The sequence below is a fragment of the Duganella sp. Root1480D1 genome (assembly GCF_001427305.1).
Classification (GTDB): domain Bacteria; phylum Pseudomonadota; class Gammaproteobacteria; order Burkholderiales; family Burkholderiaceae_D; genus Rugamonas.
Window position 1 is genome coordinate 32,096 of record NZ_LMFZ01000005.1, and the last position, 25,398, is coordinate 57,493.

A 25,398-nucleotide genomic window follows, 5' to 3' on the forward strand; every position below is an offset into this window, starting at 1 on the left:
GGAACCTTTTTGTTCCCGATATGAACCTGACTTCCGCAGATCCCAACATCAGCGAACAGCCCGCACGGCGGGCACGGCGCCCGGCTAAGCAACAGCCGGGCGTTGACGTTTCTGCACCATCAGTTTCCACTTCTGCACTAGCCGCACCGGCCGTGGCCACCGGCGTTGCGACCATCACCCACCTCACCGAAAAGCTTGCCGAGTACATGGGCGAGGCCGACCTGAAGAAGGTCAAGGAAGCCTATCGCTTCTCGGACGAGATGCACCTGGGCCAGGTACGCAAGTCGGGCGAGCCGTATATCTCGCACCCGATCGCGGTGGCCGAGATCTGTGCCGACTGGAAGCTCGACGCGCAAGCCATCATGGCGGCGCTGCTGCACGATGTGATGGAAGACCAGGACGTCAAGAAGGACGAGCTGATCGAACGCTTTGGCGCGCCGGTGGCGCACCTGGTGGACGGCTTGTCCAAGCTGGAAAAGATCGAGTTCCAGAGCCAGATCGAAGCGCAGGCGGAAAACTTCCGCAAGATGCTGCTGGCCATGGCCTCGGACGTGCGCGTGATCCTGATCAAGCTGGCCGACCGCCTGCACAATATGCGCACGCTGGAAGTGATGATCCCGGCCAAGAAGCGCCGCATCGCGGCCGAGACGATGGAAGTCTATGTGCCGATCGCGCACCGCCTTGGCCTGAACAACATCTACCGCGAATTGCAGGACCTATCCTTCTCCCACCTGTACCCGGTGCGCTACCACGTGCTGGCCAAAGCCGTGAAAGCGGCGCGCGGCAACCGGCGCGAGGTAGTGAGCAAGATCCTGGAAGCGGTGAAGAACACCCTGACCGCGGCCGGCATCAACGCCGAAGTCTACGGCCGCGAAAAGACCCTGTACGGCATCTACAAGAAGATGCGCTCCAAGCACCTGTCGTTCTCGCAGGTGCTGGACGTGTATGGCTTCCGCGTGGTGGTCGACAGCTTCTCGCACTGCTACGTGGCACTGGGCACCCTGCACTCGCTGTACAAGCCGATGCCGGGCAAGTTCAAGGACTACATCGCAATCCGTAAGCTGAACGGCTACCAGTCGCTGCACACCACCCTGATCGGCCCATACGGCACGCCGGTGGAGTTCCAGATCCGCACCCAGGAAATGCACCGCACCGCCGAATCGGGCGTGGCAGCGCACTGGCTGTACAAGAGCAACGACGCCAACATCTCGGACATGCAGCAGCGCACCCACGCCTGGCTGCAATCGCTGCTCGACATCCAGCAGCAGACCGGCGACTCGGCCGAATTCCTGGAACACGTCAAGGTCGACCTGTTCCCCGACTCGGTCTACGTCTTCACGCCGAAGTCCAAGATCATCGCCCTGCCCCGCGGCGCCACGCCGGTGGATTTCGCCTACGCCATCCACACAGGGATCGGCGACCATACGGTATCGGTCAACATCAATGGCGACGCGGCCCAATTGCGCACGGAACTGCGCAACGGCGACATCGTGGAAATCGTCACCGACCCGAACTCGCGCCCGAGCCCGACCTGGCTGTCCTTCGTCCGCACCGGCAAGGCGCGCTCGGCGATCCGCCACCATCTGCGCACCATCAACCTGCCGGAATCGATCCGCCTCGGCCAGCAACTGCTGGCGCAGGCGCTGGATGCGATCAACGTGCCGGGCGAGCTGCCGCCGCCGTTGATGGAACGCCTGCTGAACGAATCGTCGGCCAAGTCGATGGAAGAACTGTATGCCGACATCGGCATCGGCAAGCGCATGGCTGCGCTGGTGGCGCGCCACATCTTCGGCCTGCTGGGCGGAGAATCGGCCAGCGCGCCGATCGAACACACCAGCTCCAAGGAACTTGATCCGGTGACGATTTACGGCAGCGAAGGCGTGTCGGTGCAACTGGCGCCATGCTGTCTGCCGATCCCTGGCGACCATATCGTCGGCCAGTTGCGCCGCGACCAGGGTTTGCAGGTGCACACCGGCGACTGCTCGGTGGCCAAGCGCTCGAAGCAGAAAGAGCCCGAACGCTGGATCGCCGTCAAATGGGGCACCGAGATCAACCGCCGCTTCGACAGCCGTATCCGCCTGATCATCAACAATGAGAAGGGCATCCTGGCACGCGTCGCCGCTGAAATTGGCGAAAGCGACGGCAACATCACTTTCGTCGGCATGGACGAGGACAGGGAACACGTCCTCCACCAACTCCGCTTCACGATCCAGGTAAAAGACCGCGTGCACCTGGCTGCCCTGATCCGCAACGTCAGAAAAGTAGCCGGCGTCAACCGCGTCACCCGCGAACGCGCATAAGCACAGTGTCAGACCCTGCGGGTCTGACACTGGTTTACCGGTTTTCGCAAAGCAGCATCCCCTCTCGTCGCAAATCTGATTCTCTCCAAATCCTTTTCAGCCAAGGGTATATCAAACAACTTCCGATACGCGTGCCTGCGCTCTTCATCGTTCAAACCGAGTCCAAGATATACATCATGCGGACTAAGCAATTCATCATTCATCCCCTCCGCATTAGCCCGATAGCTCGACCACTTGTAACCGCCGGGAAAATCCACCATCCCCGCCCGAACTGGATTCAGTTCGATATACCTCTGGCAAATCAAGAGATATGCGCTGCTGTCGATCAGCGACGAATGATAGCGTTTATCCCACATGGTACCGCTCCCGCCGTGCCGGACGTGGCGCCAGAGCGCTGTGCGCTGCGCAAGTGACTTCATCAGTGAAGCTTGAGAATTCTGTTCGCGAATACTGACCAATAGATGGAAATGGTTGGTCATCAGCACGTAAGCGTGGATGTCACAGCTTGATTTGACGCTATGTTCCTTGAGTAAATCGAGGAATCCGTGCCGTTCTTCGTCATCGTGAAACACCGTGGCGCCATTGTCGCCGCGCTGAGTGAGATGCAGGCAAGTACCTGTAGGATAATTTCGTAGGGGACGGGGCATTTCCATTCTCCTTTAAAACCGGTAAACCGGTGTCTGACCCGCAGGGTCAGACACCTCCTGTTCAAAGGATAGCGGTGCTGTTTTGGCGCGGTTTGTGCTGACTCAAAGGCGCTATTCGTAGCGCAAGGCTTCGATCGGGTCGAGCTTGGCAGCTTTGGCGGCGGGGAGGACGCCGAAGATAACGCCTACGCCGGCGGAGAACATCACCGACAACACCACCGCCCACCAGGGTACATATGCGCCCGGGAAGTCGGGAATCACACTGGCGATGGCATGGCCCAAGCCATAACCTAGCAGCACGCCGATCGCACCACCGAGCATCGACAAGGTCACCGCCTCGATCAGGAACTGCATCAGGATGTCGCGGCTGCGCGCGCCGATCGCCTTGCAGATGCCGATCTCGCGCGTGCGCTCGCTGACCGACACCAGCATGATGTTCATGATCCCGATCCCGCCCACCAGCAGTGCAATGCCCACCACGCCGCCCATCACCAGCGTGACCGTGGTGGTCACCGTCTCGAAGCTCTTGAGGAACTGGTCGGAAGACTGGATTTCGAAGTCATCCTTCTGCTCCGCGCGCAGGCGATGCGATTGCCGCATCACCGTGGCAATGCGCTCCTTGAGCTCTTCGGTGCGGCCGATGTCGCTGATCGACAGCGTGATCGAGATGTTCGGCTTGCGCGTATTGCCGATCAGGCTCTGCCCGGTGCGAAACGGCACCAGCACCTGGTCATCCTGCGACATGCCGAGGATTTCGCCCTTCTTTTCCAGCACGCCGACGATCTTGAACCATTCGCCGGAAAACTGGATGAACTCACCCAGCGGGTTGTCCGGCAGGTGCAGCAACTCAATCATTTTTTCGCCGATCACGCATACGCGCCGCGCGCCCGCATTATCGGATTCGCTGATGAAGCGTCCCAGGCGCGGGTAGCTGCCATTGACTTCCATGAAGGCCGCGGTCACCGCCAGTTGCTGGCGGCTGGAAGCGGTCTGGTTGCCATAGCGGACTTCACCGCCGGGGAACATGAAGGCCGGGCTCAGTTCGCGAATACCGTCCACGTGGCCACGCAACTGTTCCACGTCCTCGAATTGCAGGTAGTTGACCTTGCCCCGCATGACGTCCTTGAAATCGTTCTTCGCGTGCACCGTCAACGCGTTGCCGCCCAGGCCTTCGAACTGGCGCGTGATCGATTGCGACAAGCCCTGGATCAGCGAAATGACCGTGATCACCGACGCCACGCCGATGATGATGCCCAGCGAAGTCAGGAAGCTGCGCATGCGATGCGCCCGGATCGCTGCCATGGCCGAACGCAGGGCTTCGATAAAGATGTACATCGCTTACCCTCCCCTCATGCGCCCAACACGCGCTGGTCGGACAGGACGCGCCCGTCCTGCAGGCGCACGATGCGCTGGCATTGCTCGGCAATGTCCGGCTCGTGCGTCACCATCACCACCGTCTGCCCGTTGCGGTGCACATCCTTGATCAGCGCCATGATTTCACGCGTCGTGGCCGAATCCAGGTTGCCGGTCGGTTCATCGGCCAGCAGGATCGACGGCTTGCCCACCAGCGCGCGCGCAATGGCCACGCGCTGCCGCTGTCCGCCGGACAGCTCGTTCGGCCGGTGGTGCATGCGCGCCCCCAGGCCGACGTGCTCCAGCGCCTCGCGCGCCATGCGCTTGCGCTCGGACGGCGGAATGCCGCGGTAGATCAGCGGCTGCGCCACATTGTCCAGCGCCGAATGGCGCGGCAGCAGGTGGAAGCTCTGGAAGATGAAGCCGATTTCTTCGTTGCGTACCTGGGCCAGGTCGTCACTGGCCATGGTTGCCACATCTTTCCCGTTCAGGAAATAGGTGCCGGCGCTCGCGCGGTCCAGGCAGCCGACGATATTCATCATGGTCGACTTGCCGGAACCGGAGGCGCCAATGAAGGCCACCAGCTCATTGCGTTCGATGTGCAGATCGACGCCCTGCAAGGCATGCACGGTCTGGTCGCCCATCTGGTACTGCTTGGTAATGCCGGTCAGCGTAATCACGGTTTGCTTCCGTCCGCGACCTTGAGCGGCTTGGCATCGAGCGCCTTGGCTTTGACTGCGCTGCCCTCACGCAGGTCGCGCAAGGTGCGCGCCGGCCCCACTGCGACGGTTTCGCCCAGTGCCAGGCCCTTGGTAATTTCCTGGTTGCTGTCATCCGACAGGCCCAACTCCACGGTGCGCTTCTTCGCCACGCCATCGACAATCGCGTACACATAATTGCTGCGCTTGCCCTTGCCTTCCGACGCCTCGCTCAGTTGCACCGCCTGCAGCGGGACCACCGGGCGCGGCGCACCGTCGCCGGTCACGATCTCCGCGCGGCAGGTCATGCCGGAGCGCAGCGCCAGCTGGTGGGCGGCCAGCTTCACCTTGACCACATAGCTGCGGCCCTGGCTGGCCGCCTGGCCTAAAGCCTGGGCTTTCGGCGCCAACGAGACCGATTCCACGCTGCCGGCCAGCGGATGATCGGCATAGGCGGACGGGAAGATCCGGGTTTTCAACCCCGCCGTCACGTTGGCGATATCACCCTCGTCGACATTCACTTCCGCGATCATCGAGCCCACGTCGGCAATCGTCATCAGGCTGGAGCCGGCGATGCCGGTGGCGCTGGCAACGGCCGTTTCACCCGCCTTGATGGAGACGCTGGTGGCGGTGCCCGAAATCGGCGCCCGCACCTCGGTCTTGGCCAGGCGCTCCTGCGCCAGCGCCAGCATCGCAGTCGCTTGCTGGCGGCTTTCGCGCGCGCTGCGCAGCGCCACTACGGCCAGGTCCACCGCCAGCTTGGCATCGTCCAGGCGCGACACGTCGATGAACTTGGCCGCAGCAAGCTGGCGTGAGCGCTCCAGCTTGCGCTGCTGGTTGTCCAGGTCGATCTGTGCTCGGTCAACGCTGACGGCCGCATTGCGCACGGCCGCTTCCTGCTGCGCCACGTCGGCCTTGTAGGTGCTCGGATCGAGGCGCAGTACCACCTGCCCTTTCGCGATCTGGTCGCCTTCCTTCACCAGCACTTCGGACACCTTGCCGATCACCTCAGGCGAAAGTTGCACCTCCTGGCGGTACACCAGGCTGCCGGAGGCCAGCACCGCCGGGTAAATCGCCTTGTTTTCGACCTTGGCCAGTTCGGCTTCGATCTTCACTGGCGAACCGCCGAATTTGACGGCAACAGGAATGCCGATCATGGCCGCAACCACGGCCAATGCAATCAGTTTGCGTTGCATGTACGCCTCAGTTCTTGAACAGGATCCAGGCGCTCCAGCAACCGTAGATCAGCACATAAGGCAGCGCCGCAATCACGGCGCAGGTGACGCCGCTCTTGCCGGTCCAGGCGCGCAGGCCGGTCATCGTCAGCACGAAGACCCAGATGTCGGTAAGCTTGAGTGCGCTGGCGATGCCGACCCACGGCGTATGTGGTGCAGCATGCACCAGCAGGAAATTCAGCGACAGCATGTCGGCCTGTTCGAACGCCAGTTGGCCTTTGCCGGTCGCAATCTGCAGCGCCATCAGCGGCACCCCGATCAGGCCTGGCAGCGACGCCCAGACAGCCAGCGAGAAGCCGGATTTGAAGCTCAACTCCATGCTGGCCAATTTACCCGCCAGCCAGAAATAGAATCCCATCAAGCTGTAAATGACCAGCGTGCCCGCTACCACGCCGGCCACGCCCATTCCCATCATCACGCCGCGCGTCATGGATTTACCGGCCGCCGCGCGCTGGTCGGCCGACATGTCCGGCGGGAAGGCATTGGACATCATCCAGTCCCAGTCCACCGTCTGGAAGTACCAGACCAGGATGCTGATGCTGCACACGTAGAGCAACAGCAGCGGCAGCCAGGCCCGCGGGCGCTCCTTCAGCGCCGCGAAGGCGGCCGACGGTTCATAGAAAACTTGCGTAAGTTGAGCGAATGCCATGCACGTGCCTTGCCATAAAAGTAATTAAAAATTTATTATAACAACTTGGCAATTTGCATTGGCAAAACTTTAGCGATTACAGCGGTGAGGGATAACTGACGTCGAGAATTTCCAGTTCCTCGGCACCGTTTGGCGTATGCAGCAGCACGGTGTCGCCTTCGCGCGCCTTGGTCAGTGTGCGGGCGACGGGGCTGATCCAGCTGACCTTGCCCTTCAACGGGTCGAATTCGTCGATGCCGACGATGGTGATGGTGTGTTCTTCGCCATCGCGCTTGGCGTAAGTCACCGTGGCGCCGAAGAACACCTGGTCATTGCCATGATGGATGCTGGGGTCCACCACTTCGGCCAGGTCCATGCGCTTGGTCAGGAAACGGATGCGGCGGTCAATCTCGCGCAGGCGGCGCTTGCCGTAAATATAGTCGCCGTTCTCCGAACGGTCGCCGTTCGAGGCGGCCCAGTGCACCACCTTCACCACTTCCGGACGCTCGACGTCAATCAATTGCAGCAGCTCGTCCTTGATGCGCTGGTAGCCAGCCGGCGTAATGTAATTCTTGGATCCGGGCGGAATCGGCGGCGCCCCTGGCGGCAGGTCGTCGTCATCGTCCTGTTCGCCCTCTTTGACAAAAGCTTTGTTCATAACCGTTTTCTAATTGTTTGGTGCAATAATGGCACTCACATGAAGCGATTGTACACACTCAGGCGGCGCCTGTTCGCCCCCCTCGTCTACTTGGCAGCCCTGTTCCTGATCTTCGAGGAATGGCTGTGGGATGTCGGGGCGCGCCTGATGGCGAAGCTGGCCACCTTCCCCCCATTGCGGGGCTTGGAGCGCATCATCTGCAGCCTGGGTCCGTCCGCCGCCATGGCCGTGTTCCTGCTGCCGGCCCTGATGCTGTTCCCGGTCAAGCTGCTGGCCTTGTTCGCCATGGCGCGCGGCCATGCCTTCATGGGCATCAGCGTGTTCGTGCTGGCCAAGGTGGCCGGCGCGGCAGCGGTAGCGCGGCTGTATGCCCTGACCCGGCCGTCCCTGCTGCGCCTGCGCTGGTTCGCCTGGCTGCATGGCCGCTTCATGGACGTGAAAGAACGCTGGATCGCCCGCCTGAAAGCCACTGCCGCCTGGCGCGAATGCCGCGCCCTGGTCGACGCTGTGCGCGGGCGCCTGCGCCGCTGGCGTGCCGGCTGGCGCCGCGGCCGCTTCGCCGCCCGCCCGATGCGCGTGCTGCGCCGCTTCAGCGCGTTCTGGCGCATGCGCCGCCGCTGACCCGCCAACCGTCCCATGCGCCCTGCCTTGCCGACCGCCCTGCACCATATCGCCGCCAACGCTCCCGGACTGGTCTACCAGTTCCGCCGCCATGCCGATGGCAGCGTGTCCTTTCCGTATCTGAGCGATGGCTGCCTGGCCCTGCTGGGCATCAATGCCGCCGAACTGCAGGCCGAGCCGGAACGCTTCCTGTCGCTGGTGCTGCCGGAAGACCGGCCGGCCTACCTGGAGTCGATGCAGTCCTCCGCCAACTCGCTGTGGAGCTGGAACTGGGAGGGCCGCATCTGGGTCGAGGCCTGGAAAGACGTGAAATGGATCAACCTGCGCAGCACCCCGCACGCCCTGCCCGATGGCAGCGTGCAGTGGGAAGGCATGATGTCCAATATCACGGAGAGCAAGCAAGAGCAGCTCGAAGTGCGCGCCAGCCGCGCCCGCCTGGCCGAGCTCACCGCCCATATCGAACGGGTCAAGGAGCAGGAACGCGAACGCATCGCGCGCGAAATCCACGACGACCTGGGCGGCAACCTGACCGCCATCAAGATGGCCCTGGCCATGCTGGCCGCGCGCCTGCCGCAAGGCGATGAAACCTTGCAGCAAAAAGCCGCCTACGTCGACTCCCTGGTCGACCGCACCATCGACGCGGTGCACCGCCTGACGCTGGACCTGCGCCCTTCCGTGCTGGACTTCGGCCTGCTGCCGGCGCTGGAATGGCAGGTCAAGGAATTCGAAGCCCAGGCCGGCATCGCCTGTACCCTGCAGGCCAGCATGAAAGAGCTCGAGCTCGATCCCGAACAAGCCGCCGCCCTGTTCCGCATCGCGCAGGAAGCGCTGACCAATATCGCCAAGCACGCGCAAGCCAGCGCGGTCACGGTCAAGCTGACCCGCAGCCGCGGCGTGCTGACCCTGAAGATCATCGATAACGGCCGCGGCATCCATCCGGCCGACCGCGCCAAGCCCGATTCCTTTGGCTTGCGCGGCATGGCCGAGCGCGCGCGGGCGCTGGGCGGTACGCTGAACCTGGGCCATGCGGCCGGCGGCGGCACCGAGGTGGCGATCAAAATCCGCCTCCCGGCCCACGCGCCAGACGTTACAATTGGCCATGAGTGAAAAAGCCGTCATCAAAGTTTTTATTGCCGACGACCATGCCATCGTGCGCGAGGGGCTGAAGCAGATCCTGGCCGAAACCAAGGACATCGTCGTGGCCGGCGAAGCCGAAAATGGCCTCGATGCCATCAAGTTGTTCCGCAAGTCCGGCTGCAATGTTTTACTGCTTGATATCTCCCTGCCCGACCGCAACGGCATTGAAGTACTGAAACAGGTCAAGAAGGACAAACCTGAACTGTCCGTGCTGATGCTGTCCATGCATCGCGAAGACCAGTACGCCATCCGTTCGCTCAAGGCCGGCGCCTCCGGCTACCTCACCAAACAAAGTGCACCGAAAGAGTTAGTAAATGCAATCCGCCAGTGCGCAGCAGGGTTAAAATATGTCAGTCCGGCACTGGCCCAGGAATTGGCCAACCATGTCGGCGAGGACCACCAGGCTGCGCCTCACGAAACCCTGTCGGACCGCGAGTACCAGACCCTGACCATGATTGCCTCCGGCAAGACGGTAGGCACCATTGCCAAGGAGCTATCGCTCTCGGTCAAGACAGTCAGCGAGTACCGCTCCCGCCTGCTGGCCAAGATGAACCTGAAGAACAGCGCCGAGCTCACGCACTACGCCATCAAGAACCAGCTGATCGATTAGAAATGATGCCAAGAAGTAAGCACATTTACTCCCGTTTATCACCGAATCGCGCGACTGGACAGTGGCTTAATATGCTGGTAATCGGTAAACCTTAGTAAAGGCTGTACGTCAGATGTCTAGCAAACCCACCAATCCAGCCGCGGCGGATAATCCGGCTGATATCGCTCGCGAGGCATTCCGCCGCCTCGCTGTGCGCCGGATTGCCCCTACGCCAGACGCGTATCGCGACATCTACAATGAAATCGCCGGCATCGTGCAGGCACCGCCGGCGCCGGTGGTGCAGGAAAGCCCGGCAGAAACCATGCTGGCCCAGTTCGCCGCCCGCCTGACCGACCAGCCGGGCGACCTGGCCGACTTCGGCCGCCGCTTCAACCGCGCGGTCAAGGCGCGCGACTGGGAAACCTATGCCCGTACCCTGGCCGCGCTGGCCGAACGCCCGCTGGTCAAGGTAGGCGCCGGCGGCCTGGTGCCCGAAGAGAACAATGAACAGGCGCGCCTGCTGCGCGAGCTGCTGAGCCGCACCCTGACCTTTGCCGTTGCCTCCCTGTTGTCCGACAGCCCCAACCTGGTGGCCGAAGCCGAATCGCTCGGCGCCGCCACCAAGGAAGCGCACACCGAGGCTGCGCTGGCCGAGATCGGCAGCCGCCTGAAGGAGCTGTGCTACCAGATCGAGATCCGCAGCGGCGACACAGCCGAACAGCAGGAATTGCTGCTGCGCCTGTTCCGCCTGCTGCTGGAAAACGTCAGCGAACTGCTGGACGACGATTCCTGGCTGCGCGGCCAGATCGATGCCGTGCAAAACCTGATTGCCGGCCCGATCGACCAGCGCGCGCTGGAAGAAGCCACGCGCAGCCTGAAAGACGTCATCTATAAACAGAGCCAGCTCAAGCACTCGATCACCGACGTCAAGGCCACCGTCAAGAACATGATGATGACCTTCATCGACCGCCTTGGCGCGGTGGCGACTTCGACCGGCGACTTCCACGAAAAGATCGGTGGCTACTCCGACAAGATTCGCGCCGCCCGCGATATCGGCGAGTTGAACCAGATCCTCGACGACGTGCTGAAGGAAACCCGCCAGGTGCAGAGCGAAGCCCTGAAAGCGCGCGACAATATGATGGTGGCGCGCCAGGAAGTGCAGGATGCCGAAGCGCGCATCCATGCCCTGGAAGCCAAGCTGCAGCACTTGAGCGAACTGGTGCGCGAAGACCAGCTGACCGGCTCGCTGAACCGGCGCGGCCTGGACGATGTGTTCGAGCGCGAAACTGCCCGCTCCGACCGGCGCGGCACCCCGCTGTGCATCGCCGTGCTGGACCTGGACGATTTCAAGAAGCTCAACGACACCATGGGCCACATCGCCGGCGACAACGCGCTCAAGCACCTGGTCAAGGTTGTCAAAGAGACCCTGCGCTCGATGGACGTGATCGCCCGCTTCGGCGGCGAGGAATTCCTGATCCTGCTGCCGGAGACCACCATCGAGGCCGCCGAGGCCACCATGACCCGCCTGCAGCGCGAACTGACCCGCCACTTCTTCATGCATGAAAACGAGAAGGTACTGATCACCTTCTCGGCCGGCGTCGCCCTGCGCCGCCCGCACGAAGTCCAGGCCGACCTGGTCAAGCGTGCCGATGCAGCCATGTACCAGGCCAAGAAATCCGGCAAGAACCGGGTTGTCGTTGCCGAGTAAGCAATGACAGGCCAGCAAGCCCGCCCCTCCCGGCGGGCTTTTTTTATTTTCTTTGCCCGTGAAAAATATTTTTTTCGGCCTAAAGTTCAGGAAAAGCCCGCCGTTTAAGCGGCACTCTGTCGGCAACTTGAGGGTGAAAACAGGGGGATTTGCCAGCTAAATCGCCCTAAAGGTTCCCGTGCGGCAACCGTTACCCAAAACAACAGCGGCTTGATCGTTACAGAACAGCGTGGCGGGCCAAAGTGAATGAGCAAATTGCCCAATCAGTAGTACCGAATGGAGAAATACCATGGCTTCCGTAATCAACACCAACATCTCGTCCCTGAACTCGCAGCGCAACCTGACCGCATCCCAGAACAGCCTGTCGACTTCCCTGCAACGTCTGTCCTCCGGCCTGCGTATCAACAGCGCTAAAGACGACGCGGCTGGCCTGGCGATTTCCGACCGTATGTCTTCCCAGATCCGCGGTATGAACCAAGCTGTGCGCAACGCCAACGACGGCGTTTCGCTGGCTCAGACCGCTGAAGGCGCGCTGGCTTCCTCCGGCGACATCCTGCAGCGTATCCGCGAACTGGCAGTGCAGTCCTCCAACGCCACCAACTCTTCTTCGGACCGTCAGGCCCTGCAGACTGAAGTTGGCCAACTGGCGTCGGAACTGAACCGCGTTGCACAAACCACCACCTTCAACGGCCAGAACCTGCTGGACGGCACCATGGGTACCGCCACCTTCCAGGTTGGTGCTGATGCGAACCAGACCATCTCGGCCAGCGGTGCTAACTTCCTGACCAACACCTACGGCGACAACCGTGTGGAAAACAACCAGGTTGCTGCTGGTGCCACCACCAAGCTGGTAGCCGGCCAGGCTATCGACGTGGCAGGTGTGCGCGGCGCCGCCAGCTACACCACCGTGGCAGGTGATTCCGCCAAGTCGATCGCTGCTGGCGTGAACAAGCAGACGTCCCAGACCGGCGTGACCGCCACTGCACGTACCGACGTCAACCTGGCGCTGGGTACCGGCCAGTCCTACTCGATCGACCTGGTCGGCGACAACGTTGGCTCCGCTGTACGCGTTTCGTTCTCGACTGGTGCAACCGTTTCTTCGGCAACCGACTATGCATCCGGCATCAACGCCATCAATGCCCAGTCCGCCAAGACCGGCATCACCGCCCAGTACGACGAAAAGAACGGCGGCATCAAGCTGACCAGCTCCACTGGCGCTGACATCTCGATGGTGAACCAGGCATCGGCTGCCAACAGCAAGCTGGACGTGTCGACCTACACCACGGCCAACGCCCTGACCACGGCATTCGACGCCAAAGCTGCCGCTGCTACCGCAGTGGGCAACGGCCGCGTGACGTTTGACTCGGAAAGCTCGTTCTCGGTCAAGGATAACGGCTCTGGCTTCGGTGTGGGCGCTGCTGCTGCTGCCACCACCATCCAGGCTTCGAACCTGAAGGCCGTATCGACCCTGGACGTGACCACCTTCGACAACGCCCAGCTGGCAATCAAGATTGCCGATGCCGCCCTGGCTTCGGTGAACAACCAGCGCGCTGCCTACGGTGCACTGCAGTCCCGCTTCTCGTCGACCATCTCGAACCTGAGCACGACGACCGAGAACCTGTCTGCATCCCGTAGCCGCATCCAGGACACCGACTTTGCTGCAGAAACCGCCAGCCTGACCCGCGGCCAGATCCTGCAACAAGCTGGTACCGCGATGCTGGCCCAAGCCAACTCGCTGCCGAACGGCGTGCTGAGCCTGCTGCGCGGCTAATCGCAGAACGCTAGCTGAAAAGCGGTTCCCCGCTCCGGTTCGCCGGACCGGGGAATTTTTCGTAGGAGGTCTGTATGACTATCGATTCAATTACTGCTACTGTGCCGCGGCTTGACCGTGGCATTGCGGTCCCGGACTTCGTGGCCCTCCCGGTGGCAGGCCGCAGCCCTGCTGCTGCGGTGGAAACCATCGATGCGGTCAAGGCCAAGGAGGCAACGCCTTCCAAGAAGGATGTGGAAGAAGCGGTCGCCAAGCTGAACAAGACGGTGCAGGAACGCGCCCAAAGCCTGCTGTTTTCCATCGACGATGACAGCCACCGCACGGTCGTCAAAGTGATCGACCAGCATACCAAGGAAGTATTGCGCCAGATCCCGACTCCGGAAGCGCTGGAGATCGCGAAAGCCATCGATGCCTTCAAGGGTGGCTGGCTGGTTGATCAAGAAGCCTGAGCCCTGGCAACAGGATTCCCGGCCCGGCCTGCCCTTGCGGCAGCCCGGGCCTTTTTACGTTATGCTGTTCCAACGGCCAGCTTGTCTTTTCGGTCACGAATAAACAGGTATTTCCCCCTCTCAAGTCCACTTTGAATCTGCCGTAAACAAGTTAGACTTATCTTGTTTCCTCAGGAGTTAGCCGTGGCCCTTTCCAGCACCCCAGCACTGTCATCCCCCGGTATCGGTTCGGGCCTGAATGTCAACGACATCGTTGACAAACTGATGGCCGCCGAAGCGGCGCCACTGTCGGGTTACGACAAGAAGACCGCGTCCTACCAATCCAAGCTCAGCGCGTTCGGCCAGTTGAGCGGTGCGGTCGGCGTGTTCCAGAGTGCACTGAGCGGGCTCAATTCGGCTTCCTCCTTCAAGGGCCTGTCGACCACGATCGGCAACAAGGATGTGCTGGGCGCCTCGGCCTCGTCGAATGCCGTGGCCGGCAACTACCGGATCAATGTCTCGCAGATCGCCCAGGCCCAGACCCTGATGGCCAGCGGCCTGACCAGCAAGACTTCCACCATCGGGCTGGGCGGTTCGACCACCCTGTTTTTCCAGTTCGGCAGCACCAGTGGCAGTTTCGGCCTGCAAGGCACCGGTTTGAGCTCATCCATGCTGACCAGCGGGCTGAGCAATGGCTCGCTCTCGATCAATGGCACTGCGATTGCCACTTCGGCCAGCACCAACAACGCCAGCGCCCTGGCCAGCGCCATCAACGAAAAGAGCACCACCACCGGCGTCACTGCCAGCGTATCGAATATCTTCTCGACCTTCGGCGACGTCGCCACCGGGGCCGGCGGCTCTTACAGCCTGAAAGTCGGCAACACCGTGATCGCCAGCCAGGGCGCGGACGTGGCGGCCGGTGCCGGCGTCACCGCCGCTTCCCTCGATGCCGACCTGGCCAATGCCGGCGGCGCCACCGCCACGGCGCTGGCCGCAGCCGGCATCACCTTCACCGGCAGCGCGGCGGCCGGCACCCTTGAATTCCGCAGCGCCAGCGGCGCCAGCGTTGCCATTACCGAAACGGCAACCGGCGTCACCGGCGGCGCCAAGACCGCGGCCGGCGCCGCCAATGCGGGCGCCAGCTACACCTCGGCCAGCAGCGTGACCCTGGCTTCGGCCAACGGCAACCCGATCACCATTGCCGGCAGCAACCCGGCCGCAGCGGGCCTGACGGCAGGCACCGGCGGCGCCATGCTGGGCGGCGGCTTTAGCCAGGACGCCAGCCAGCCTTCCGGCTCGGTCGTGATCGACAGCAGCAACAACACGCTGCAAGGCGTGGCCGACGCGATCAACAAGGCCAGCCTGGGCGTGACCGCGACCATCGTGTCCGACGGCAGCGCCAACCCGTATCACCTGGTGCTGACCTCCAACAAGACCGGCGAAAACGCCTCGATGAAGATCAGCCTGAGCGGCGATGGCAGCAACCCGCCCGACGCGGCACTGCAAACCTTGCTCGGCTATGACCCGGGCGGCAGCCAGACCATGCAGCAGACCACGGCGGCGCAGGACACCAAGCTGACCGTGAACGGCATTGCCGTCAGCAGCCACTCGACCACGGTCAGCGAAGCGATCCAGGGCGTCAGCATGAACGTCAACCAGGTCGGCAGCAGCACCCTCAACGTGTCGCGCGACACCGCCACGCTGAAGTCCAACCTGCAGTCCTTCGTCAAGGCGTACAACGACCTCAGCGGCGCATTGAAGAAGCTGACCGCCTACGATCCGGAAACCAAGAAAGCCGGCGCGCTGCAAGGCGACCCGACGGCCCAGTCGATGCAGGCGCAACTGCGCCGCATGCTGGGCGGGCAGATCACCGGCCTGTCGGGCGGCTTGACCAACCTGGGCCAGGTCGGCATTTCCTTCGGCAAGGATGGCACGCTGAACCTCGACGATGCCAAACTGAGCAAGGCGATCGACAGCAACTTCGGCGATATCGCCGGCCTGTTTACCGCGATCGGCAAGGCCACCGACCCGAATGTCAACTTTGTCAGCTCGACCGCCAAGACCAAGCCTGGCACCTTCGACCTGAACATCACTGCCCTGGCCAGCCAGGGTTCGCTGACCAGTGCCGCTGCCGTGGGCGCGACCACCACCATCGCTTCCAATACGGTGTGGGCGGTATCCCTCAACGACAGCACCCCGAGCAACTCGAAGAACATCGCCAACGTCACCATCCCGGCCGGCACCTATTCCGCTGCCGACCTGGCGAAAATCGTGCAATCGTCGATCAACGGCACGTCCGCTTTCTCGTCGAACGGTGCCAGCGTTGCGGCCTCGATCGACAGCAACGGCAAGCTGGTGCTGTCGTCGAGCAAATACGGCTCGGTCTCGAACATCGGGCTGACCGACGTCAGCGGCAGCACCGTCTCCAGCGTGTTCGGTGGCGCCAGCCCGGTGGCTGGCACCGACGTGGCCGGTACCCTGGGCGGCAAGGCCGTGGTCGGCAGCGGCCAGACCCTGACCGGTGCCGACGGCAGCGATGCCGAAGGCTTGAAGATCGAAATCACCGGCGGCGCCCTGGGCGACCGCGGCACCGTCGGCTTCTCGCAGGGCTACGCCTACCAGCTCAACAACCTGGCCACGTCCTTCCTCGGCACCGGCGGCTTGCTCAGCAGCGTGACCGATGGCCTGAACAAGAGCATCAAGGATGTCACCAAGCAGCGCGACGCCTTCTCGGCCAAGCTGGACGACATCGAAAAACGCTACCGGACCCAGTTCACCCGGCTCGACGCGACCCTGTCGAAGATGCAGAGCACGCAAGCGTATTTGACTCAGCAACTGGCCGCCCTGGCCGCCAATAGCTGATCGCAGGAATAAGGAGAGATTATGTTTGGTACTACTTCTCGCGGCGTCAACGCCTACGCCAAAGTCGGCCTGGAAACCGGCGTCAGCTCCGCCTCGCCGCACAAGCTGATTGTCATGCTTTACGACGGCGCGCTGGCGGCCATCATGACCGCGATTACGCAAATGAATGCCGGCAACGTGCAGGAGAAAGGCAAGTCGATCTCCAAAGCGATCCGCATCATCGACGATGGCCTGCGTGCCAGCCTGGACAAGGAAGTGGGCGGCGAAATCGCCCGCAACCTCGATGCCCTGTACGACTACATGAGCCGCCGCCTGCTGGAGGCGAACCTCAAGAACCAGCCGGACATCCTGGAAGAAGTGCGCGGCCTGCTGGCCGACTTGCGCGACACCTGGAACCAGATCGGCGGCAACCCGGCCCCGACCAATAATACCCAGCCTGCTGCCATGGCCAGCATGTAATAGAGGACGACGATGACGAACGTGGAAGTTTTGACCGCCTACGCTGCAATGGCAGCACTGACCCACAAAATGGTGGCGGCAGCAACGATGTCCGACTGGGACGGACTGGAAGTGCTGGAAGCCCAGGTGGCGGCCCAGGTGGCCCTGCTGCGCGGCAATGAAGAAGCAGTGCTGCTGGACGCCGGCGAGCGCCAGCAGAAGCTCGGCCTGATCAAGCAGATGCTGGACGACGACCGCCAGATCCGCGACCTGACCATGCCGTGGATGGCTCAGCTATCCAAACTGATCAACAACACCGGCACTGAACGGCGCCTGGCCGCCGCCTACGGCGCCGTCTGAGCGGGGCGGCTGCCATGCTGCCCCCGCGCCTGGATGTCCGCGGCGTCAGCGCCACCAGCGCGGCATCGGCCGCGCCAGCCGTTGCGGCCCCGCGCCAGGAAGCCTTCCAGCGCGCCCTCTCGCAAATGGTCGGGCAAACCCTGCCGGCCCAGGTCCTCAGCAAATTTTCCGATGGCAGTTTCCTGGTGCGCGTGGCCGATACCAATGCGCGCATGCTGCTGCCAAACGGCATCAACACCGGCGATGCATTGCCGCTGACCGTGGTCAGTGGCCAGCCGCGCGCCACGCTGCAAGTGGGCGCCGGCAATCCGCAGGCCGGCCAGATGGCCACCTTCGTCAGCGGCGACCAGATGCCCGACATGCCAGGCGAAGCCCGCCTGCCCTCGCAGGAAGCGGCCATCCTCAACCTCAGCGGCAAGCAGCCATCGGCAGCCAGCGGCGCGGCCGCCGATGCCACTGGCCAGCCTGGCGCCGCGCAAGCCCAGGGCCGCACCCTGAGCCCCGGCGCCGCCCTGCTCAGCAAAGCGCCGCTGGTACCGGCCGACCAGTTGCCCTCACTCGGCAAGGACACCCCGCAAGCGGCGCTCAGTCCCGCCGCACGCGCCATCGCCAGCGCCCTGGCCTCGGCTTACACCATGCCCGGCGTGCCGGTCACCATCAACGGCAAGACGCCGCTCAGCGCCGGCGGCCCGCCCGACACGGGCAAACTCAGCCAGGGTTTGCAGCGCGCCCTCGGCGATAGCGGCCTGTTCTACGAATCCCACGTGGCCGAATGGGCCGAAGGCAAGCGCCCCCTGCAAGACCTGCAGCGCGAGCCGCAGATGCAGCGCCAGGGCGCCGCGCAAGGCCAGGCCGATGCCCTGGCAAAGGCCCTGGCCGGTCCCGACCTGTCCGCCGCGCAGATGATCAACCAGCAGTTGCACACCCACGAACAGGGCAAGCTCATGTGGCAAGGCGAAGCCTGGCCCGGCCAGCAGATGCAATGGCTGGTGGAACGCGAGCAGCAAGGCGACGGCGGCGGCAAAGGCGGCCGCAGCGAAGGCCGCGATGGCGAAGCCGACCCGGTCTGGCGCAGCGGCGTGCGCTTCCGCTTCCCCATACTGGGCAAAGTGGCCGCCAACGTCACCCTGGTCGGCGACCAGGTGCACATCGCGGTGCAGTCGGGGTCGGAAGACACCGCCGCCACGCTGCGCGCCTGGGCCGGCGCCTTGCAGCAGGCCATGGATGCCGCCGGCGCGCCGCTGGCCTCGCTCGCCATCAATGCCGAGGCCAAAGATGGCGCCGAATGACAATAGCGAGCAGCCGCGCAAGCCGCTGCAAAGTGCCGTCGCCCTGGCCTACAAGAGCGGCGAAGCGGCACCAAAAGTCGTCGCCAAAGGACGCGGGCTGGTAGCGGAGCAAATCATCGCCGTCGCTGCCGAACATGGCGTGCACATCCACGAATCGAAAGAACTGGTGTCCCTGCTGATGGAAGTGGACCTTGACCAGCAGATCCCGCCACTGCTCTACCGTGTAATTGCGGAACTGTTAGCGTGGCTTTATCATATTGAAGCAGCGCAAAAGACTGGCCAGCCCCCGCCCCCGGCGCCCGATCTCAGCGTACCGAATGAATCCCCAAAAAACGGACTTTGATGCACAGCTATATTTCGGAATCGGACATGGAAAACTGGCATGATTTCGAGGTTTCCTCGCGCCGCGAGATTACCACGCTGCTGCGCAGTATCGGCGAGAAAAACCAGCTGATCCGCATGCTCGTGAAAGGCGAGGCCGACGTGTGCGTCACGTCCATCCTGGAGGTCGATGCCGATGGCGGCAACGTGATCCTCGACTGCTCCATCAGTCCCGACCAGAACCGCCGCATCCTCAGCGCCAAGCGGCTGTCCTTCGAAACCACGCTGGACAAGATCCGCATCATGTTCAGCGGCGACCACATCGAATCGACCACCTTCGAAGGCAGCCCGGCCTTCAAGATGCCGCTGCCGGCCAGCCTGGTGCGCCTGCAGCGCCGCGAGTTCTACCGCATTGCCACGCCGGTCACCAATCCCGTGCGCGTGCTGATTCCCCAGCCGGCCGAACTGGGCGGCGGCAGCAAGCCGTTCCCGCTGTCCGACATCAGTTGCGGCGGCATCGCGATCCTCGACAACAGCCTGGAATTAGGTGACACGATCGGCAAGGTCTACAGTGACTGCCGCATTGAACTACCTGAAGTGGCCACGATTGCAACCGGCCTGCAGATCCGCAACTCGCTGGACCTGACGCTTTTAAACAACAAGACCAACCGCCGCCTCGGCTGCCAGTTTGTCGACATGCCGCGCTCCTCGCTGACCGCAGTGCAGCGCTACATCACCAAGCTCGAGCGCGAACGCAACGCCCGCATCGCCGGCCTAGAATAAATTCAAAGACTTAAAAAATAGGGACGTACCCCATTTTCGGAAAATGGGGTACGTCCCTATTTTTAAGCCCTTGATTTTATACCTGCATATTCATGATGTCGTGATAGGCCTGCACCAGCTTGTTGCGCACCTGCACGGTGGCCTGGAAGTTGATGCTGGCTTTCTGCATCGAGATCATTACGTCCGACAGGTTGACCGAGTCGTCCCCCATCTGGAAGCGCTTGGTCAGCCCTTCGGCCTTGTCCTGGCTGGCCTGGACCGCGTCCAGCGCCCCTTTCAGGGCGTTGGTGAAGTCGGGCTTCTCCGCCACCTTCTCGGTCTGGATCGCCGGCGGCGTGGCTGCCGGCCGCGTCGCTGCCGCATGAAGCTGGGCGATCATGGCCTGGATTTGGCTAGAATCAATTCCGCCTGTTCTCATTTGTTGACTCCAAGATACAATATTCCTGTTTTCAGGCTTCCAGAATACCCGTGTGAAAGCAAGGGAATAGCCCTGAGCAGGAAGGCAAACGGCCGCCTATTCAGGCCTTTAAATGGCGCAACATCGCCTGATAATGTGCAACAGGCCCATTAACCCACAGTGATTACCCATGGCTGCAGCCGCCGAACAAATCGATATTGAAGATCCTGAAGCCCAGCAGGCGCCTAAGGGCCGCTTCGCCTTCTTCCAGACCCCGATGGGCAAGATGGTGATCCGCGGGGCTGCGGTGGCGGGCATCCTGGCGCTGATCCTGATCCTGTGGATGTGGAACAGGGAGCCGGACTACAAGGTCCTGTTCGCCAATTACACCGACAAGGATGGCGGCGCCATTACCGCTGCGCTGGACCAGATGCAGGTCAAGTACAAGCTGGCCGAGGGCGGCCAGGCCATCCTGGTGCCGGCTGAGCAGGTACATAATGTGCGCCTGCGCCTGGCCCAGCAGGGCTTGCCGAAGGGCGGCAACGTCGGCTTTGAAGTCATGGAAAACCAGAAGCTGGGCGTGTCCCAGTTCCTGGAGCAAGTCAATTACCAGCGGGCGCTGGAAGGCGAGCTGGCACGCTCCATCCAGTCCATTGGCGCGGTCGAATCGGCGCGGGTGCACCTGGCGCTGCCCAAGCCGTCCGTCTTCGTGCGCGACCAGCAGAAGCCAACCGCTTCCGTCATCCTGCAACTGCACGCCAACCGCATGATCGATCCGGCCCAGGTCAGCGCCATCGTGCACCTGGTCGCCTCTTCCGTACCGGAACTGTCGCCCGCCAACGTGACCGTGGTCGACCAGGCCGGCAACCTGGTGTCGGACCTGAACAAGAACGGCAACGCAGGCAACAACGCGAAAAATCTCGACGCCTCCCAGCTCAAGTATGTGCAAGAGTTGCAGAACCAGGTCATCAAGCAAGTCGAATCGATCGTCAAGCCAATCGTCGGCGAAGGCAATGTCCGCGCCGAAGCAGTAGCCGACGTCGATTTCTCGGCGATCGAGCAGGCCGCCGAAAGCTACAAGCCCAACTCGCCGCCCGCCGCTTCCGCCATCCGCAGCCAGCAGAGCAGCGAAACCAGCGGCAATGCCAATGCCAATCCAGGCGGCATCCCGGGTGCGCTGTCGAACCAGCCGCCAGGCGTCGCCACTGCCCCGCTGACGACCACCCCGCCAGGCGCGGCGGGTGCGCCAGGCCAGCCGGGCAGCGCTGCCGCCACCACCGCAACCGGTCCATCGCATAAGGAATCGACAACCAATTACGAAGTCGACAAGACCGTGCGCTATGAACAGAAAGCAATGGCCGGACTGAAGCGCATGACCGTCGGCGTCGTAGTAAACTATCGTCGGACCATCGATAAAAACGGCAAGGTCATCGTCAAGCCGCTGAGCACGGACGAAATGGCCAAGATCAACAGCCTGGTCAGGGAAGCCATGGGCTATAACCAGGACCGCGGCGACTCCGTCAGCGTGGCCAATGCGCCATTCGACGGCGTCGACAGGGAACCGGAAGCAGCACTCGAATGGTGGCGCGATCCGGCCAACCTGCCGCTGGCCAAGGAGCTGGCGAAGTTCCTGATCACGGCGCTGATCCTGCTGTACATCCTGCTGCGTATCGTGCGTCCAATGATGCGCCCCGTGTTCAAGAAGATCGACCAGATCAACGAGCCGGAGCCGGAGCCGGAACCAGCGCCGATCGCCGAGCCGCTGGGCCCGACACCGGAAGAATTACTGGCGGAGGAGATCGCCAAGATGGAAGAAAACACTGCCCGCACCTACCGCGACAACCTGGCGCTGGCGAAAAAACTGGCTGCGGAAGACCCGCGCATCGTCGCCAACGTCATCAAGGAATGGATAGGCAACAATGACTGAGAATACCGGACTGCAAAAGGCCGCCATCCTGATGCTGGCCATGGGTGAAGCCGAAGCGGCCGAGGTGATGAAATATCTCGGCCCGCGCGAAGTGCTGAAGCTGGGCGCCTCGATGGCCACCATGAAGAACATCCCGCATGAGATGGTGGTTGATGTGCTGGACGATTTCCGCGACCAGTACGCGGCCGCCTCCACCGTGGGTATCGATTCTGACGAATATATCCGCCAGGTGCTGACCAAGGCGCTGGGCGACGACAAGGCGTCGGTGCTGCTGTCGCGCATCTTGGGCGGCAAGGATGCATCCGGCATCGAGTCGCTGAAGTGGATGGATTCGCAATCGGTGGCCGAGCTGATCCGCAACGAGCACCCGCAGATCATCGCCACCATCCTGGTGCACCTCGAGCGCGACCAGGCTTGCGAAATCCTGGGCCACTTTACCGACCGCCTGCGCAACGACGCGGTGCTGCGTATCGCCACGCTCGATGGCGTGCAGCCGGCCGCCCTGCGCGAGCTGAACGATGTGCTGACCAAGCTCTTGTCCGGTAATGAAAACATCAAGAAATCGACCCTGGGCGGCGTGCGCGCCGCGGCCGAGATCCTGAACTTCATGTCCGGCGAGCAGGAACAGAACGTGATGGACAACATCAAGAACTACGACAACGACATGGCGCAGAAGATCATGGACGAGATGTTCGTGTTCGACAACCTGATCGATGTCGACGACCGCGGCATCCAGCTGCTGCTGCGCGAAGTGCAGTCCGAAATGCTGATCATCGCGCTGAAAGGCGCGTCGCCGGACCTGCGTGACAAGATCTTCAAGAATATGTCGGCGCGTGCCTCCGAAATGATGCGCGAAGACCTGGAAAACAAAGGCCCGGTACGCCTGTCCGAAGTGGAGACGCAGCAGAAGCAGATCCTGCAGATTGTGCGTCGCCTGGCAGATGAAGGCCAGATCGTGCTGGGTGGTAAGGGTGAGGACTCGTTTGTGTAAAAACCAGACCGGCACCCCGCTGTCTGACCCGCGACCGTCGCGTATCGGTGTCTGACCCTGCGGCTCAGACATCGGGTTACCGGTTTAAAAGCAAGCAAAGCAATGACAAGCATCCCAAAAGAAAAACAGACTGCCTACCAGCGCTGGGAATTGCAATCCTTCGGCGACTCACGCCCGAGCGTAGTAGCCCAGCGCGAACGCGAAGAAGAGGAAGCCCGCGCCGTCGCTGCGGAAGAGGCCGCGGCCATGGCGGAAGTCGAGCAAGCTGAATACGCGCCGGACCAAGCCCTCGCCCCCGATTACCCGAGCGACGAAGAACTGGCCGCCATCCGCGAGGAAGCGCGCCAGCAAGGCTATGACGCCGGCTTCAAGGCCGGCCACGACGACGGCGTGGCGCAAGCGCTGGATGAAGCGCGCGCCGCCACCGAACAAGCGCTGGCGCCGGTGCGCGGGATCGCCGACAACTTCAGCTCCGCGCTGCGCGAAGCCGACCAGGCCATCAGCAACGAAGTGCTGGAACTGGCGCTGCACCTGGCCAAGGGCATGATCAAGACCGCGCTGCGCGTGAAGCCGGAACTGATCCTGCCGATCGTGCGCGAAGCCATCGAATACCTGCCGGTGCTGCAGCAGCCTGCGCTGCTGATCCTGAATCCGGAAGACGCTGCCGTGGTGCGCGAGGGCATTGCGGAAGAACTCGACAAAGGCGGCTGGCGCGTCATCGACGACCCCACCGTCGAACGCGGCGGCTGCAAGGTCGACACCGCCTCCAACCAGATCGATGCCACCGTGGCGTCGCGCTGGCAACGCCTGAGCCTTGCACTCGGCAAGGACATCGACTGGATCGACTGAGATGGGCGCCCCCGACGCACAAGTGCATGCCGGCCGCTGGCGTTCTTACCTGAACGACTGCGCCACCCTGGTCGATTTCGTCGAACCGATGCAAGTGTCGGGCCGCGTCACGCGCGTGGCGGGACTGGTGATGGAAGCGGTCGGCCTGCGCCTGGCAGTCGGCGCCGCCTGCACCGTGCCCCTGCCCTCCGGCGGCAAGGTCGAGGCCGAAGTGGTCGGCTTTGAAGGCGACAAGCTGTTCCTGATGCCGCAAAGCGATGTCGAAGGCATCATTCCCGGCACCCGCGTGTTCCCTGTCGAACAGAGCGTCCCGAAGCCGGGCACCGTCAACCATCCGCGCCGCCGCCCCAGCGACCGCGCGCGCCATTTGCCGGTCGGCCCCGAACTGCTGGGCCGCGTGGTCGATGGCGCCGGCCGCCCGCTCGATGGCCTGGGCCCGATCCAGACCAGCGATTCGGCGCCGATCAATGTGCGCCCCGCCAACCCTCTGGGCCGCGCGCCTATCGTGGAAACGCTGGATGTCGGCGTGCGCTGCATCAACGCCATGCTGACCGTGGGACGCGGCCAGCGCATGGGCCTGTTCGCCGGCTCCGGCGTCGGCAAGTCGGTCTTGCTCGGCATGATGGCGCGCTACACGGAAGCGGACGTCATCGTGGTCGGCCTGATCGGCGAACGGGGCCGTGAGGTGAAGGAATTCATCGAACAGATCCTGGGCGAGGAAGGCTTGCGCCGCTCCGTGGTCGTGGCAGCGCCGGCCGACACGCCGCCGCTGATGCGCATGCAGGGCGCAGCCTATTCCACCGCGATTGCCGAGCACTTCCGCGACAAAGGACAGAACGTGCTGCTGATCATGGACTCGCTGACCCGCTACGCCATGGCGCAGCGCGAAATCGCCCTGGCCATCGGCGAACCGCCAGCCACCAAGGGTTACCCGCCGTCCGTGTTTGCAAAATTGCCAGTGCTGGTGGAACGCGCCGGCAATGGCGAACTGGGCGGCGGCTCGATCACGGCGTTCTACACCGTACTGACCGAGGGCGACGACCAGCAGGATCCGATCGCCGACTCGGCGCGTGCGATCCTGGACGGCCACATCGTGCTGAACCGCCGCCTGGCGGAAGCTGGCCATTACCCGGCAATTGATATCGAACAGTCAATCAGCCGCGCCATGCACTCGATCACCTCGCACACCCACCAGAACCAGGCGCGCAAGTTGAAACAGTTGTTTTCCCGCTACGAACGTAGCCGCGACCTGATCGCCGTCGGGGCGTACACGCCGGGTACCGATCCGGTGCTTGACCAGGCCATCAACCTGCACGATAAGATTGAGCAATTCCTGCAGCAGCAGATTACGGAGCAGGTCAACATGCCCGAGAGCTTGGGGCAGTTAACCACTCTATTCGACTGATTG

General features: G+C 62.8%; 24 protein-coding genes. 17 read left to right on the top strand and 7 right to left on the bottom strand.

Annotated features, from left to right (window positions below; translation table 11 throughout):
* Positions 1-20 precede the first annotated feature (20 nt).
* Positions 21-2,300, top strand: a complete 2,280-nt coding sequence (locus ASD58_RS07000) for a bifunctional (p)ppGpp synthetase/guanosine-3',5'-bis(diphosphate) 3'-pyrophosphohydrolase (RefSeq protein ID WP_057260385.1) — start codon at positions 21-23, stop codon at positions 2,298-2,300.
* An 8-nt stretch (positions 2,301-2,308) separates the two neighbouring features.
* Here the strand turns inward: ASD58_RS07000 and ASD58_RS07005 are convergent, their stop codons facing one another.
* The 6 genes from ASD58_RS07005 to greB all read right to left on the bottom strand — a co-directional run bounded on the left by ASD58_RS07005 (position 2,309) and on the right by greB (position 7,519).
* A complete protein-coding gene (locus tag ASD58_RS07005; RefSeq protein WP_057260386.1) occupies positions 2,309-2,947 on the bottom strand; it encodes a transposase in 639 nt (212 codons plus the stop codon).
* Between the two features lie 111 nt (positions 2,948-3,058).
* Entirely contained in the window at positions 3,059-4,282 is a 1,224-nt protein-coding gene (locus ASD58_RS07010) for an ABC transporter permease (protein WP_057260387.1), read from the bottom strand.
* 14 nt (positions 4,283-4,296) lie between these two features.
* A complete protein-coding gene (locus ASD58_RS07015) occupies positions 4,297-4,980 on the bottom strand; it encodes an ABC transporter ATP-binding protein (protein WP_200951580.1) in 684 nt (227 codons plus the stop codon).
* Positions 4,977-6,194 (bottom strand): efflux RND transporter periplasmic adaptor subunit, encoded by a 1,218-nt coding sequence (locus ASD58_RS07020; protein WP_057260388.1) that lies wholly within the window; start codon positions 6,192-6,194, stop codon positions 4,977-4,979. The genes ASD58_RS07015 and ASD58_RS07020 overlap by 4 nt, the downstream gene beginning before the upstream one ends.
* Positions 6,195-6,201: 7 nt before the next feature.
* Positions 6,202-6,882, bottom strand: a complete 681-nt coding sequence (locus ASD58_RS07025; protein WP_057260389.1) for a YIP1 family protein — start codon at positions 6,880-6,882, stop codon at positions 6,202-6,204.
* A 76-nt stretch (positions 6,883-6,958) separates the two neighbouring features.
* Positions 6,959-7,519, bottom strand: coding sequence for a transcription elongation factor GreB (gene greB, locus ASD58_RS07030; RefSeq protein ID WP_057260390.1), 561 nt, complete (start codon positions 7,517-7,519; stop codon positions 6,959-6,961).
* 39 nt (positions 7,520-7,558) lie between these two features.
* On the opposite strand from greB, the gene ASD58_RS07035 reads away from it, so the two are divergent.
* The 12 genes from ASD58_RS07035 (at position 7,559) to ASD58_RS07090 (ending at position 19,826) form a co-directional block, all read left to right on the top strand.
* Positions 7,559-8,140, top strand: coding sequence for a hypothetical protein (locus tag ASD58_RS07035; RefSeq protein ID WP_057260391.1), 582 nt, complete (start codon positions 7,559-7,561; stop codon positions 8,138-8,140).
* A 15-nt stretch (positions 8,141-8,155) separates the two neighbouring features.
* Positions 8,156-9,247 carry a sensor histidine kinase gene (locus ASD58_RS07040; protein WP_057260392.1) on the top strand — a complete coding sequence of 364 codons (1,092 nt, stop codon included), beginning with the start codon at positions 8,156-8,158 and terminating at the stop codon, positions 9,245-9,247.
* Positions 9,240-9,887, top strand: a complete 648-nt coding sequence (locus ASD58_RS07045) for a response regulator transcription factor (RefSeq protein WP_057260604.1) — start codon at positions 9,240-9,242, stop codon at positions 9,885-9,887. Before ASD58_RS07040 ends, ASD58_RS07045 begins: the two co-directional genes overlap by 8 nt.
* Before the next feature lie 112 nt (positions 9,888-9,999).
* On the top strand, positions 10,000-11,574 hold the full coding sequence (locus ASD58_RS07050) for a GGDEF domain-containing protein (RefSeq protein WP_057260393.1): 1,575 nt from the start codon (positions 10,000-10,002) through the stop codon (positions 11,572-11,574).
* A gap of 289 nt (positions 11,575-11,863) precedes the next feature.
* Positions 11,864-13,345, top strand: a complete 1,482-nt coding sequence (locus tag ASD58_RS07055) for a flagellin (RefSeq protein ID WP_057260394.1) — start codon at positions 11,864-11,866, stop codon at positions 13,343-13,345.
* A gap of 74 nt (positions 13,346-13,419) precedes the next feature.
* Complete coding sequence (locus ASD58_RS07060; RefSeq protein ID WP_057260395.1) at positions 13,420-13,794, top strand: flagellar protein FlaG; 375 nt, start codon at positions 13,420-13,422, stop codon at positions 13,792-13,794.
* Between the two features lie 183 nt (positions 13,795-13,977).
* The gene (gene fliD, locus ASD58_RS07065) at positions 13,978-16,635 is read left to right on the top strand and encodes a flagellar filament capping protein FliD (RefSeq protein WP_229209920.1); all 2,658 of its coding nucleotides are present in this window, start codon (positions 13,978-13,980) and stop codon (positions 16,633-16,635) included.
* Between the two features lie 21 nt (positions 16,636-16,656).
* On the top strand, positions 16,657-17,094 hold the full coding sequence (fliS, locus tag ASD58_RS07070; protein ID WP_057260396.1) for a flagellar export chaperone FliS: 438 nt from the start codon (positions 16,657-16,659) through the stop codon (positions 17,092-17,094).
* Positions 17,095-17,106: 12 nt separating this feature from the next.
* Positions 17,107-17,433, top strand: coding sequence for a flagellar protein FliT (locus tag ASD58_RS07075; RefSeq protein ID WP_229209921.1), 327 nt, complete (start codon positions 17,107-17,109; stop codon positions 17,431-17,433).
* A gap of 14 nt (positions 17,434-17,447) precedes the next feature.
* Entirely contained in the window at positions 17,448-18,722 is a 1,275-nt protein-coding gene (locus tag ASD58_RS07080) for a flagellar hook-length control protein FliK (protein ID WP_057260397.1), read from the top strand.
* Positions 18,709-19,065, top strand: coding sequence for an EscU/YscU/HrcU family type III secretion system export apparatus switch protein (locus ASD58_RS07085; RefSeq protein ID WP_057260398.1), 357 nt, complete (start codon positions 18,709-18,711; stop codon positions 19,063-19,065). Before ASD58_RS07080 ends, ASD58_RS07085 begins: the two co-directional genes overlap by 14 nt.
* A 26-nt stretch (positions 19,066-19,091) precedes the next feature.
* Positions 19,092-19,826 carry a flagellar brake protein gene (locus tag ASD58_RS07090; protein ID WP_082565291.1) on the top strand — a complete coding sequence of 245 codons (735 nt, stop codon included), beginning with the start codon at positions 19,092-19,094 and terminating at the stop codon, positions 19,824-19,826.
* 76 nt (positions 19,827-19,902) lie between these two features.
* Here ASD58_RS07090 and fliE read toward each other — a convergent pair whose 3' ends face one another.
* Positions 19,903-20,244, bottom strand: coding sequence for a flagellar hook-basal body complex protein FliE (fliE, locus tag ASD58_RS07095; RefSeq protein ID WP_057260400.1), 342 nt, complete (start codon positions 20,242-20,244; stop codon positions 19,903-19,905).
* Positions 20,245-20,413: 169 nt separating this feature from the next.
* On the opposite strand from fliE, the gene fliF reads away from it, so the two are divergent.
* From fliF to fliI, 4 genes are all read left to right on the top strand, one after another.
* Positions 20,414-22,150: a flagellar basal-body MS-ring/collar protein FliF gene (gene fliF, locus ASD58_RS07100; protein ID WP_057260401.1), complete on the top strand. Its 1,737-nt coding sequence runs from the start codon at positions 20,414-20,416 to the stop codon at positions 22,148-22,150.
* Entirely contained in the window at positions 22,143-23,141 is a 999-nt protein-coding gene (gene fliG / locus ASD58_RS07105) for a flagellar motor switch protein FliG (RefSeq protein ID WP_057260402.1), read from the top strand. Before fliF ends, fliG begins: the two co-directional genes overlap by 8 nt.
* A gap of 102 nt (positions 23,142-23,243) precedes the next feature.
* Positions 23,244-23,990 carry a flagellar assembly protein FliH gene (locus ASD58_RS07110; RefSeq protein ID WP_057260403.1) on the top strand — a complete coding sequence of 249 codons (747 nt, stop codon included), beginning with the start codon at positions 23,244-23,246 and terminating at the stop codon, positions 23,988-23,990.
* A 1-nt stretch (position 23,991) separates the two neighbouring features.
* Entirely contained in the window at positions 23,992-25,395 is a 1,404-nt protein-coding gene (fliI, locus tag ASD58_RS07115; protein ID WP_057260404.1) for a flagellar protein export ATPase FliI, read from the top strand.
* Positions 25,396-25,398: the final 3 nt, after the last annotated feature.